Raw genomic sequence first — 12,970 nt, 5'->3', positions numbered from 1 at the left:
GGTGCACGGGAGGTGGCGGGCGTGGCGGACAGCAGTGTGGAACCGGAGACGTCGGATGCGTTGAAGACCTTCGGGTCGGTCCACAAGGCGATGCGGGACAAGGCTGGGCTGACCCAGGAGGAGTATGCGCTCAGGGTGCGGTATTCGGCCCACTTCGTCGGCTCGATCGAGCAGGGCCGCCGCTTCCCGCCGAAGGAACTGATCGACCGTGGCGAGGAAGTGCTGGTCGCTGATGGGGTGTTGAGGGCTGCCGCTCGATTTCTGACGCGGCGGGCGGGGCTGGCCTCCTGGTTCCGGCAGTGGGCGGCGATCGAGGAGGAGGCGATCAGCCTGTACGCGTACGAGTGCCGGCTGGTGCCGGGGATGCTCCAGCCGGAGGCGTACATCAGGGCCATCTTCAATGGTCGACTGCCACCACTCACTGAGGAGCAGGTCGAGCAACAGGTGGCGGCCCGCTTGGAACGACAGCGGCTGCTCGCCGAGCGGCCCAACACGGCCTTCAGCTTCATCGTCGAGCAGTCCCTCCTGGAGCGCCGGACCGGCGGACGGGAGGTGACGCGGATCCTCGTCGAGCATCTCCTGGAGACCGGGAGGCTGCGCAATGTGGAGATCCAGCTCATGCCGACGCGGAGTGAGGACCATGCTGGTCTCGACGGCCCCATGTATCTCGCCGAGACATCGGACCATCAGTGGCTCGGCTACTCCGAAGGGCAGCAGTACAGCAGCCTGATCGGGGAGCCGAAAGACGTCAGCGCCCTGCTCCAGCGCTATGGAAAGATGCGTGCTCAGGCCCTCGGCCGCGAGGCCACCGTGGACCTGCTGGAGCGGATGCGAGGAGAGTTATGAGCACCACCGAACTGGCCTGGTTCAAGAGCAGTTACAGCGGCACGTCCGGCGACAACTGCGTCGAAGTGGCCGCCTCGACGAGCGCCGTCCATGTCCGGGACTCGAAGATCGAGCAGAGTCCCCAACTGGCCGTCGAACCCACTACCTGGTCCGCGTTCGTCGCCTACGCGAGGGGGCACTGAACGTCCGCAGACGCCAGAGGGAGGGGTCGCACGTCGAGCCCCTCCTCGGTCCCTACTCGAAGCGTCGCAGCCGCTCGATGAATCCGTCGATGTCGGCCAACTCCGGTGCGTGCAGCCCTCGGTAGCGCTGCGTCGCACTCCGGAGGGTGATCGCGGCGGCCCGGGCCTGCGCGAACCGCTCCGCCCCCGCCTCCAAACGCATGATCTGGGCGAGTGCCTCCAGATGACGATCGACCGCGTCTTCGTCGTCCTCGTCCGGGGCGTGCTGCACATAGTCACCGAAGGCGGCGACGGCGGCAGTGGTCTCACCGAGCTCCATACGGCACTCGGCTGCGTAGTAGAGGCATCGCCGCACCTCGACGTCGTCGGCGCTGAGCCGCCGGGCGAGACCTTTCGCAGCTTGCTGGAAGAGTTGGAGAGCCTCACTGTGCGCACCGGCGAGGAATTTCACATGCGCGAGGGACAACGTCAGATCGTCCACGAGGGCTTCGTCGACGGCCCTGGCCAGTGCGGCAGTCAGCACGTCTGCGGCTTGTGTGAACTGCTTCTGGTTCACGAGTTCCGAAGCGCGGTCGGTCGCCTCGTCCGCCTCTGTCTCGCTCAGGGGAAGCCTGCCGGGCTCCACGACCGCCGGAGTGTCCTGTGCTGTCGGCGTGTATGCCCTTGCCTGTGGGTTCCCGCGCCGCACGGTCCCGCCGAACGGCCTGGTGAAGGGGGTGCACGGGTCGAGTTCGAGCCCGTCGGCGGTGATCAGAGGCGACGTACCGACCGGAGCGCCTTGAGCCGCCAACGGCAGCAAGGTCTCGTAGACCGTAGCCGCCGACATCCGGAGTTCGGAATCCTTGTGGAGCATGCCGAGCAGCAGGCGCTCTATGCCATCGGGCACATCGGGCCGCAGCGCACTGATCGCAGGAGGCGGAGTGTGCACGTGGTGCCAGGGGAGAGATTTACCGCCGGACTCGGTGAACGGTGTTGTTCCGGTGAGGAGTTGGTAGATCACACAGGCGAGTGCGTATATGTCGGCGGCCGGGCCGACCGCGTTGGCCAGGCTCTGTTCTGGAGACATGTAGGCGGGCGTGCCGACGGTCATTCCGGCCTGGGTCAGGTGGGGGTTCGACCCCGATCCGAGCAAGGCGGCGACACCGAAGTCGAGGACCTTGACCACTCCACCAGGGGTGAGCATCAGGTTGGCCGGCTTGATGTCGCGGTGTACGACGTCGTGGCGGTGAACCTCGTCCAAGGCGGAGGCGATCTGTGCACCGATGGCCGCGGCCCAGGGGAGGGGCAGAGGGTCGTAGTCGTAGTCCGTCTCATCGACGAGCGTCTGGACCTCGCGCCCCTTCAAGAGCTGCATCACCACATACAGCCGCCCACTGGCCTCGTCGTATCCCGTGTCGTAGACCGCGGGGATGCCAGGGTGCTCATGGAGCCCGGCGGTGGTCCGTACCTCGCGCAGGAAGCGCTGGCGCCGGACCTCAAGGGCTTCACGGTGGGCGGCGTTCCGGACGGCGTATGCGGTCGGCTGCTCGTCGAGCATCATCTTGACGGCGACGCGCCGGTCCAGGCTCACGTCGTAGGCGTGCCAGACCTCGCCCATGCCACCCGCGCCGATAGGTGCGTGCAGCCGGTACCGGCCGGCGAGTGTTCGCGTCTGCTCGCTCGCATCCTGGGCCGGCGCCACGTCGTCCCCCATGCCGCATCCCTCTCCCTTGTGACAGTCGTCAGTGCAGATTACGGCGTGGCGGGACCGGTGCGCTTTGATCCGCGGTTCTTCAACTCCGCTGCCCGTTCGGCGGTTGCCTGCCGATCGGCCTCACGGCGTGCAGGACGTCGGATCAAGTTGTACGACTGGGCTGTCGCGACCCGCCGGAAGAGGCGGTTCACTTTTTCGTCGTCGAAGTAGCGGACCATCAGCGCGTCGTTGGACTGGGCCTGCTTGATGACGAACTCGTCCATGTCCTTGGCGAGTTCACGGCCGTAGGTCTCCTCGTCCTGAGCCAGAGCCACTTCCTGCATGTCGGTGTCCTCGGCGATCGTCACGACCAGCTGGCCGAGAAGGATCTGGTCGGCGGTGGACAGGTCTGCGCCCAGTTCGTCGTTGATGGATTCGATGACCTCGGCGAGCGACTTCTCCTCGATCTCCGCTGCCGCTCCGGCTGCCTGAGCGACCAGTCCTGGCAGAACCTGGGTCCCCGCCACCTCCAGTTTCAGCTCGGGGGCTCCGGTCTGCTTGACCCGCATGTGGCTGGGCACCGTCTCCCCTATGTCGGCGGCCGCGGTGCCGTCGGGGCGCGGAAGCCTGCGCAGCAGGAACCGCCCGTACTGGAAGAGCCGTTCGAGCTCGAGGTTCTCGAAGCCGATGATGTGCGACAGCCAGCCGTACGCCTTGACGTACGATTCCAGGGCTCGCCGGAACTCCCTGGCCTTCTCGGGCTCCTGAGCCATGAGACCGTTAAAACGGTCCACGGCAGGGGCTGTGTAGCGGTAGAGCAGTGCATGAGCCTTCTTGACCTGGTCCTCGGAGGCGCGCCCGTCGTCGAAGGCCTCGAAGTACGCCTTCACCAGCGCGTCCATCTCGGCTTCGACGAGAAGCTGGTAGCCCATGACCTCGTCCTGACGGTCAAACAGAAGGTTGGGGTCGGTGGGCTCGGTCCGCGTCGTTTCGTAGTAGTCCTGGAAGGCGTCCCGGACCACCTCCCACTTGTTGGCGAAGTCCAGGACGAACAGGTCCTCCTGGGACTTCAGCGGGTGCGTGCGGTTGAGCCGGGAGAGAGTCTGTACGGCGGCGACGTTCGCGAGTGGCTTGTCCACGTACATCGTCGTCAGAAGCGGCTGGTCGAAGCCCGTCTGGTACTTCTCCGCGACGACGAGAATGCGGTACTCGGGCTTCGGGACGGTCGGCGGGTTTGAGTCATCGGCGCGTACGTAGCCGAAGCGGCCCGGAAGCTCCTTCTCGGGGAAGCCGTTGAGTTTGGACTCGGTGTATTCGACCTGGTCCACTGTCAGTGCCCCGGAGAAGGCAACCATCGCACCGCAGTCTGTGGCCCCTCGCTCGTCCACGTATTTACGAATCGCCAGGTAGAGTCGGATCGCGTGCTCCCGGCTCGGGGTGACGACCATGGCCTTGGCCCGACCGCCGAGCTTGCCCGCGCTGTGCGAGCGGAAGTGATCCACCATGATCTTCGCGCGCTGGGCCATCGACGCCTCGGACAACAGCGCCGCACGCACCAGTTTGGAGCGCGCTTTTCGCGGATCGACCTGCTGCTCGACCTGCTCGGCCGCGTCGTTGTGCAGTTTGAAGTAGGTGCCGTACGTGATGTAGGTGTCCAGCACGTTGAGGATGAAGCCCTCGTCGATGGCCTGGTGCATCGAGTACACGTGGAAGGGCCCCGGCTCCTCGGTGACGGGGTCCTTCGTGCCGAAGAGTTCGAGCGTCTTGGGCTTGGGGGTGGCGGTGAACGCGAAGAACGACATGTTCGGCTGCTGCCCGCGGGCCAGGGCTTCTGCCGTCAACGGGTCGCCGTCCGCGTCCACGGCGTTGGAACCCAGGGCCTTCTTCAGTGCTGCCGAGCCGTCTCCGCCCTGCGAGGAGTGCGCCTCGTCGATGATCACGGCGTAGCGGAGGCTGCCGAGCCCGCCGACCTTCTTCAGAATGAACGGGAACTTCTGCAGGGTGGTGATGACGATCCGCGCGGTGGAACCGGCCAGGGCTCCGGCAAGCTGGGAGGAGTCCTCGTCGATACGGACGACCACGCCGGGAGTGTGGGTGAACTGGTAGATGGTGTCCTGGAGTTGTTTGTCCAGGACCCGCCGGTCGGTGATGACGATGACTTTGTCGAAGACCGGCTGGTTGGGGGCCATTCCCTTTTCCCGGACGGCCTTGCCGAGCTGCGCCGGATCCTCGGGGGTGTGCAGAGAGGACAGCCGGTGCGCGAGCCAGGCGATGGTGTTGGACTTACCTGACCCCGCGGAGTGCTGGACGAGGTAGTTCTCGCCGGCGCCGTTCTGGCGTGCATGTGTGGTGAGCTGCCGTACGGCATGCCACTGGTGGTAGCGGGGGAAGATCAACGGTTGGGTGTGGACCCGGCCGGGTCGGTACGTGGGGGACTTGCCGGCCTTCGCCTGCTCGTCCTCGACATGTAGGTAACGTTCAAGCAGCTCAAGCCAGTTGTGGCGGTCCCACACCTCCTCCCAGAGGTAGGAGACGGGGTATGTGCCGTCATCCGCGTCTTCCGTGAGCGGTGGGTTGCCCGCACCGCCGGTGACACCAGGGCCGCCGGAGCCGGTGTTGTACGGAAGGAAGCGGGTCTTCTTTCCGGCCAGGCGAGTGGTGAGGAAGGCCAGGGTCGGGTCCACCGCGAAGTGAACGAGGGCACGCTTTGCGAAGAAGAGTTCCTTCGGGTCGCGGTCGGTGCGGTACTGCCGAATGGCGTCCTCGACGCTCTGCTCGGTGAAGTGATTCTTCAGCTCGATGGAGGCGGTGGGGATTCCGTTCACGAACAGAGCCACATCGACCGACTTGGCGGGCGTCTTCGCCGAGTAGTGAAACTGCCGGATGTAGGTGAGCCGGTTGGTGTCGTACTCGGCCAGGGCGTCGACGGCGAGCGTGTGTGCGGGCCGGAAGTACGCAAGCCGGATCTTCACGTTCCGGTCGTTCACGCCGCGTCGGAGCACGTCGAGCACGCCGCGGGCGTCGATCTGCTGAGCCACGCGCTTGGCGAACCGCTGGATGGAGGCGGTCTCGCCCTCTCCGTACTCCGCTTGGAGACGCAACCAGGCGTCGTTCTGCGATGCGCCGAGGAAGGTTGCCAACTCGCCTGTATCGATGCCGAGGTCATGGTTGTACTCGTTGGACAGGCCCGGCTCCCAACCGTGGGCACGGAGTCCGTCCTCGACGGCGTTCTCGAAGGCTTCCTCGGTGTCGACGCGGGTCATGGTGATCAGGCTCCTCGCTTTCCGGTCATGAGGTAGTGGGCGTCACGGCAGAGCTTGTCGAAGGACGGGGAGTTGGCACGCGCCAGAGTGAGGTCCATGGCGCTGGTGAGTGGCGCCTGGTCCGCGGTGGGGCTGTATGGGCGGTGTTTGCCGCGCTGGTGTGTCAGCCACCCTTTGTTGGCGTCCTGCGGGGTGGTGTCGGGCTGCGCAGGGGCGGTCATGGAGGTGGGGAAGTCGCGGACCCCGGCGAGGGAATCGGCCGCCGCGAGGAACCGTGACTCGTACTCGCGTGAAGGCAGTACGACGGCGACGGGGATGTCATGGCATGCGTCCTGTGCGCGGGCGAGCAGCGTCGGCCCCAGGGTTGCCGGGCAGTCGTCATCAGCGTCGAGGAGGACGAGGACACCACCCGCATAGCCGCGTACGAATTCAGCCTGCTTCAGTACGGCGTTCTCGATGCCGCCGGCCTTGACGAGCTGGCTGCGGGGCACGCGGGCGGGGCGTGGTGTGCTGATGCGCCAGATGTTCAGGTCTCCCGCAATCCGGTGCAGCAGCTTCGGTAAGGCCTGGATCTCACCGTCGCCCTCGACGACTGAGGCGATCACCGGTGGTGGCGCGGAGTGGGTCACGGCTCTACCTCGCCGGGTGCCAGCTGGTCTCCGCGCATCAGGCCGCCGATCGTGTCCAGGCCTTTGTCCAGTACGCGGCGGGCGACGTCGCTGATCGGTCCGATCACAGTCGCCCCGTCGACGACCGCGACCGTGCGCACCCAGTCCGGATCGAACTCGTCCCGGTCCAGTAGATCCCCGCTCTGGGTGGCGACGATGACCTGCACGTGCTGGGTTGCCTCAGTGAGAGCGTCGAACATCACTCCGGCGGCGGCGGGGTGGAGCCCCAGCTCCGGTTCGTCGACGCACACGAGGGACGTCCAGCCGTCGAGCGCGTCGGGCTGGAAGAGGGCGGCGAGCAGGCCGGCGGCGCGGAGGGTGCCGTAGGAGAGCTGGTCCGCGCCGAAGCGGATGATGGTGTCGGCGTCCCGCATCCTCAACTGCACGGAGGAGTAGGCGTCGAGGGGCCGCTCGTCGATCCCGAGCGAGCCGGGCACGATCGCCGAGAGGTAGTCGTCGATGCGCTGCTTCACCTCGGGGCGGGTGGCAGCCAGGGCGCCCAGGATCTGACCCAGGTTTGATGCGTCGGGGAGCAGGGCGTCGCCGGGGGCGGGGCGCTGTGGTTCGGCGATCCGGGCGGGGTCGGGAGTGTAGAGGGTGAGGAAGGAGAGGGCGTGGAGGACACCGGCGAATGTCTCGTCGGTGACGGCGGCGTTGCCCAGCCATAGGTCTGTCGACATGACAGGGCCCGATGTGGAGCCGTCGTCGAGGGCCGTGACGGTGTCGCCCTCCCGGTGAAACCCACGAGGAGTGTCGGCCTCGGCGTCGGGGCGGGTGATCTGTAGCCACTCCGACTCGACGGCAACGAGCTGACGGATACGGGCGGCGTCCCGGGCCAGACGGAATCCGTAGGTGGCGTGCACGGGGTGGGCTGAAGGGTGGTCGCTGTCAGAGGAGCGGAGTGAGAGGTGAACCTCGATGGACAGGGTCTCGGAAGTCCCGGTGTCCGACGAGTGGTGGAAGAGGACGTCGGTTCCTCCACGGTTTGTGACTGCGTGGAGAGGGCGACTCTCCACGCAGTCACGCAGGAAGCGCAGTGCATCCAGAAGGTTCGACTTCCCCGAGGCGTTCCGCCCGATGAGCACGGTCAGCGGCCCGAACGTCACATCGCAGCCAGCGATGGAACGGAACCCGCTCACGCGCAGCCGGTTCACAAAGGGAACGGCGGGCCTGGTGTTCGTCATCAGCCAGCGGCTTGCCTTGTCGGAGCTCATGGACTCTCAACTCCTCGGCCGGAGGCGGTAGAGACGTCGAACTGACCGGTGACGGCGGCGGTGATCAGCGCTTGGCGGCGCTCGAGCAGGAGTTTGCGTTGATTTTTCATCGCCGAGAGAAGGCGATTTCGATTAGCAAGTTCCTGAGAAATTCGATCAGCGATTTCCTGTTGCGTGCAATATTCCGGAACGTTAATTACCAAGTTTGCGACGTCTCCCAGGCCGAGGCCTACCTTAGTTCCTCCGTAGCTGCTCATGCGCAACCTCTGATTCGACCTGGCGCACTTGATGGCGTACGCAAGCCAAGCGGCGTGAGCGTATCTGGCTACAGGGCGGATGAGTGCAACGTGCTGACTGATGTTCCCATCGATGGCCCGTTCGTCCACGAGCGCGACCGATCCGATATCTGCTGTGATGCTAACCAGAACGTCGTTCAATTGAGTGCGAGAACGTTCTCGTTCCGGCCCTTCGGGGGCAGATACGTAGAGGGAGTCGCGTAGGTCCAACTCAATGCCATGCCGGGGAATATTAGTGATTCGCAAGAAAAGGCTTCCAGAGTCAACCGCCAGATCCCCCCACCCTCTGGGGCCGCTGGTAATTTGATTTGACAGATACTTCACGCGGGTGGGGGTCCCTGAATTACTCTCGATCAATTCGGAGATGACGCTCTTTTCGGAGGTGCGAAGGAGCTCTACTTGGCGAGCGCGCCACTCAGCGAGCCGGTCGATGCGGGCGGTCTCGGCGTCGAGGAAGTCGGCGATGCGGCGCTGTTCCAGCAGTGACGGGGTTGGAACCTGGATCTCGCGCGCCACATCGAGGTTGATTCGTGCTCGGGTGGATCCCCGAGTCAGGGTTTGTACCTGGCTGGACACGAAGGATGAGCTGAGCGCCCATGCCGCATATCGATGGGAGAGCCGATCTTCGTCGAGCCGGGCGCGGAAACAGTCCGCTTTCACGATTGCCAGGCCGAGATGGGCTGGTGCTACGCACGCCCGTCCGACAGGATGGTTTGTATCCCCAAGGCCAGCAATGATCAGATCGCCAGGACTCACCTCATGTTGCCGCAGATGTTTGAAATATTCCAAAGGGATGTAAGCGGCGTCGCCATCCTTGAAATGTGCAGCCCCGATGTTGCCTAGTCGAATTACGCGAGCACCCTCATCAGAATAGTGGCTGCTCGTCAAAGAACTACCAAACGGGCCATCGACGATGTCTCTGATGAAGCGCCTGAGGGGGAGTTGTGCGAATTCATTGTTGGCCACGTCGGTCATCCCGTCACCTCGCCCAGCAGCTCCTGGATCTGCGCCTCAAGCGACTTGAGCTCCGCGTCGATTTCCGCCAACGGTCGCGGCGGCTCGTACACATAGAAATGCCGGGTGAACGGGATCTCGTAGCCCACCTTGTAGCGCTCGGTCAGCTTCGTCTTCGGGTTCTTGAGCTCGGCGATCCACGCATCGTCGACGTGAGGCTTGACTTCCTTTGCCAGGTAGTCGTCGATGATCTGCCCCATCGGCACGTTCTCCGAGTCGCGCAGGTCCGGGTCCGGCTCGGGCTGGTTGGGCTTGGCGAATTGGACCTCACCCTGCGGGTCGCGTACCCCCACCGCGCCCCACAGCGCCTTTTGGAACGCGGCACCCGACGGCCACAAAAGGCCAGCCGACGCGACTGCCTGGTGCAAGGCGTCGCGGGCTTCAGCCTTGGTCGACCAGACCCGCCCGGCCAGTGGTCGCAGCGCCGCCACGAACTCTGCCTGTCGCTTGGCGACGTCCTCCTCGGACATCTTCTTGTCGCCCAGGACCTTCTGGAGCGCCGCGGAAGCTGCTAGCTCAGTCAGCGTGTCTTCCGTGATCTCGAAGCGAAGCTTCAGCGGGCGGTCTACGGTGATGCGCTGGTAGCCGTACTCCTCGTTGCGGAGGACCTTGACCTTGGCGTGCTGCGGGTGGTCCTCGTCTGCCGCGATCTGCTCCGCGTCGCGGTAGATCGCGCAGATGCCGGCGATCTGCTCCTCGGAGATCTCCTTGCGCTTCTCGCCGAGTGACTTCCGCCGCTTCACCCACTCCCCGCGCGCGTCGATCATGATGACCTTGCCCTTGCGATGGGCGGGCTTGCGGTTGCTGAGGATCCAGAAGTACGTGGAGATACCGGTGTTGTAGAAGAGCTGGTCGGGGAGGCCGACGATGGTCTCCAGGTAGTCGTGGTCGAGAATCCAGCGGCGGATCTCCGACTCACCCGAGCCTGCCCCGCCGGTGAAGAGCGGGGAGCCGTTGAAGACGATGGCGATGCGCGAGCCGCCGATCTCCTCGCCGTTCTCGTCCTTCTTCAGCGGCTGCATCTTGTGCAGCATGTGCTGGAGGAAGAGGAACGAGCCGTCGTTGATGCGAGGCAGACCTGCACCGAAACGGCCGTCGAAGCCGTGGTCGTCGTGTTCCTCGCGGACGGCCTTCTCCGCCTTCTTCCACTCCACGCCGAAGGGGGGGTTGGCCAGCATGTAGTTGAAGCGGCGATCCTCGTGCCAGTCGCGGGTGAAGGTGTTGCCGAACCGAATGTTCTCGGCCTTATGTCCCTTGAGCAGCATGTCGGAGCGGCAGATCGCGTACGACTCCGCGTTGAGTTCCTGGCCGAACAGGTTGACCCGGGCGTTTGGCTTGAGCTCCTTGATGTGTTCCTCGGCCGCGGCAAGCATGCCGCCCGTGCCACAGGCCGGGTCCAGGATGTCGATGACCGCACCGGGTTTGCGGATGCGCTCCTCGTCGGGGCCAAGCAGCAGCTCGACCATCAGCTTGACCACCTCGCGCGGGGTGAAGTGCTCACCGGCTGTCTCGTTGGAGGCATCCGCGAACTTGCGGATCAGCTCCTCGAAGACGTATCCCATGTCGTGGTTGCTGACCGTCGACGGGCTGAGGTCGATCGCCGCGAACTCCTGGACCACTAGATACAGCAGGTCGGCGTCGTTGAGGCGCTCGATCTGGATGTGGAAGTCGTACCGGTCGATGATCTCGGTGACCTCGGGCGAGAAACCGCGGATGTAGTCCTTGAGATTTGCGTAGACGTTCCTGTCGTCACTGCCGACGGTTTCGAAGCTCTGCGCCGACGTGTTGAAGAAGGGCAGTCCGGAGATACCGAGTAGCAGCGCGTCCTTCTTCTCGCCGGCGAATGTTGCGGCACGGGCCCGCACCGCCTCCCGCGTGCCCTTCTCCTCCATCACGCAGTCAAAACGGCGTAGCACCGTGAGCGGCAGGATGACCTTGGCGTACTCCGAGCGTTTGTAGTCGCCTCGCAGCAAGTCGGCCACCGACCAGATGAAGTCGGCAAGGTCCTGGTTGGTGTTGCTCACTCGGCACCTTCTCGTGTCGCACTGTCAGTTGTCGCAATGTGTGCGGCCGCCGCCGGCGCGAGGGCGCCGTTGGTCAGCCCGTTGTACGCCAGGCTGGCCGCTTGATCGCCCATCCTGGCAAGTTCCTTCAGCCTTCGCTCGAACTCGCCCAAGTCGCGGAACGCTGCCCCATACTGCCGTTGCTGTTCGATGTCCATCTGAGGCAATTGGGCCCCGCGGAGGTCGCTGCGGTGGGTGCCCGTGGCGGAGGTGTTGCGGCGGGTGTTGCTCGCACTGCGGAGGAAGCCCCGCAGATAGTCCGTGTCGAGCTGAACGCTCTCAGAGGTGGCCTCGCCGTCCTCCGTCGTGCGAACCAGACCTGCCTGTACCAGGTCTCCCACGCCCACGGGGGTGATCTCGTCCAACGCTCCTGCCCCTGGTCCCGGCGGCAGCGTAGGCAGCAACTCGGCCAGCTCGCACAGCTGTTGCTCCAGCGTCGCGCGGAGATTTGCGTATTCCGTGGGGTAGTCGGGCTGAGCTGCGGTCACATACGCGGAGGGGGTGAGGTCCACCTCCGCGCGGATGAGGTCGATCAGCGGGACATCCGCGATCTGGTCCGGTGAGGGGTCCAGAGGGCCGTCCGGGTCGTTCGCCGTCAGGTCGATCATCCGTACCGACCGGGCTTCCTCGCCCGGTGTTGCCGGCCGCCGGAGCTCCCACAGCAGGAGCGGCAAGTTGTGGCTTGTTGCCAGGCCAGGAGGTAGAGCGACCACCGAAGTGAGAGCACCGCGGTGTACCAACTCGGCACGGATTCGGCGGCCACTCTTGCGGTACGCAGCGGACGGTGCGAGCGCGATCAGCGTGCGCCCTCCGGGCGCTGTGTGGAAGTAGCAGTGCTGGAGCCAGGCCAGGTCGCCCTCCGCGCGGGGCGGTGCGCCCAACTCCCAGCGGGCGTCGAGCAGTAGTTCTTCACGGCCCCAGTCGGTCTGTCCCAGAGGTGGCTCGCAGACGACGAGTTGGGCCCGCAGATCGGGATGCCGGTCGTCTCGTAGCGAGTCTCCGACTTCCAAGTGGGCTACAGGTCCGCCCTTTAGCCGGGTCCGTAGCTGGGCCAGCAGCAACAGGCCAGGGTTGAGTTCCTGGCCGACCACCTCCGTCGCGGCCGATCCGGTCATCGACAGCAGGAGCGAGCCGGCACCACACGCCGGGTCGTAGACCAACCCACTAGCTTCGGGGAGCTGGCCGGCGAAGTGCGCGAAGGCGCGAACAAGCCGAGGGGATGAGACTGCCTGCGCGCCGCTGCGGCCGACCGAGGTGAGGAAGCGAGCGAGCAGGTCCTCGAACAGCTGCGGTGCGGTGCGCTCGGCAGCCAGGCGATCCACGGCCTCGCTGATCGGTTCCTGGAGTGTCTTCGCGCCTTCACCAGTCAGGTGCGTGCCAACCTCCACGAGGGCGGCTGCCATGTCGTCGCTGTACGCGGCGCGCAGGGCCTGCCAGAGGGCGACCTCCTGCGAGACCCCTCGTCCCTTGCGCTGTCCGGCCAGCCAGGTCTCGATCTCGGTCAGGGCGAAGAGAGGGCCTGCCGCCGTGCCGCTGACGGGCGCGGGGAAGTCGTCGTGTCGCCTTCGCCAATTGGCGACGGCGGCGCGGGTGACACCGGCGAGCCGTGCGATCTGAGCTGCCGTGACGACCGGCGCTGTTGTGGATCCTTCGTCCTCCATGAGGCAAGAGTACACGCGGCGACGGCGCAGCAAAGACGTTAGCGTGTTGACAGTGCTAACGGATGCTGTCAGTCTCTCGATGGCTGACTTG

At 65.3% G+C, this 12,970-nt stretch carries 9 protein-coding genes; 2 read left to right on the top strand and 7 right to left on the bottom strand.

The window, feature by feature from the left end; all coding sequences use genetic code 11:
• Positions 1-12 precede the first annotated feature (12 nt).
• Both ACX28W_RS01230 and ACX28W_RS01225 read left to right on the top strand, forming a co-directional pair.
• Complete coding sequence (locus ACX28W_RS01230) at positions 13-846, top strand: helix-turn-helix domain-containing protein (RefSeq protein WP_458996864.1); 834 nt, start codon at positions 13-15, stop codon at positions 844-846.
• Positions 843-1,028, top strand: a complete 186-nt coding sequence (locus ACX28W_RS01225; RefSeq protein ID WP_458996863.1) for a DUF397 domain-containing protein — start codon at positions 843-845, stop codon at positions 1,026-1,028. The genes ACX28W_RS01230 and ACX28W_RS01225 overlap by 4 nt, the downstream gene beginning before the upstream one ends.
• Positions 1,029-1,080: 52 nt before the next feature.
• Here ACX28W_RS01225 and ACX28W_RS01220 read toward each other — a convergent pair whose 3' ends face one another.
• The 7 genes from ACX28W_RS01220 to ACX28W_RS01190 are packed head-to-tail and all read right to left on the bottom strand — an operon-like array spanning position 1,081 to position 12,879.
• Positions 1,081-2,721: a protein kinase domain-containing protein gene (locus ACX28W_RS01220; RefSeq protein WP_458996862.1), complete on the bottom strand. Its 1,641-nt coding sequence runs from the start codon at positions 2,719-2,721 to the stop codon at positions 1,081-1,083.
• A gap of 38 nt (positions 2,722-2,759) precedes the next feature.
• Positions 2,760-5,963 (bottom strand): type I restriction endonuclease subunit R, encoded by a 3,204-nt coding sequence (locus tag ACX28W_RS01215; protein WP_458996861.1) that lies wholly within the window; start codon positions 5,961-5,963, stop codon positions 2,760-2,762.
• A 5-nt stretch (positions 5,964-5,968) separates the two neighbouring features.
• Positions 5,969-6,592 (bottom strand): DUF4276 family protein, encoded by a 624-nt coding sequence (locus tag ACX28W_RS01210; protein ID WP_458996860.1) that lies wholly within the window; start codon positions 6,590-6,592, stop codon positions 5,969-5,971.
• Positions 6,589-7,845: an AAA family ATPase gene (locus ACX28W_RS01205; RefSeq protein WP_458996859.1), complete on the bottom strand. Its 1,257-nt coding sequence runs from the start codon at positions 7,843-7,845 to the stop codon at positions 6,589-6,591. Before ACX28W_RS01205 ends, ACX28W_RS01210 begins: the two co-directional genes overlap by 4 nt.
• Positions 7,842-9,116: a restriction endonuclease subunit S gene (locus tag ACX28W_RS01200; RefSeq protein WP_458996858.1), complete on the bottom strand. Its 1,275-nt coding sequence runs from the start codon at positions 9,114-9,116 to the stop codon at positions 7,842-7,844. The genes ACX28W_RS01205 and ACX28W_RS01200 overlap by 4 nt, the downstream gene beginning before the upstream one ends.
• A complete protein-coding gene (locus tag ACX28W_RS01195; RefSeq protein ID WP_458996857.1) occupies positions 9,113-11,179 on the bottom strand; it encodes a type I restriction-modification system subunit M in 2,067 nt (688 codons plus the stop codon). Before ACX28W_RS01195 ends, ACX28W_RS01200 begins: the two co-directional genes overlap by 4 nt.
• The gene (locus tag ACX28W_RS01190; RefSeq protein WP_458996856.1) at positions 11,176-12,879 is read right to left on the bottom strand and encodes an N-6 DNA methylase; all 1,704 of its coding nucleotides are present in this window, start codon (positions 12,877-12,879) and stop codon (positions 11,176-11,178) included. Before ACX28W_RS01190 ends, ACX28W_RS01195 begins: the two co-directional genes overlap by 4 nt.
• Positions 12,880-12,970 lie beyond the last annotated feature (91 nt).

The organism is Streptomyces sp. SD15, assembly GCF_054462255.1.
The sequence above is the reverse complement of the archived record's forward strand: the minus strand, read 5'-3'. Positions and strand labels throughout refer to the sequence as shown.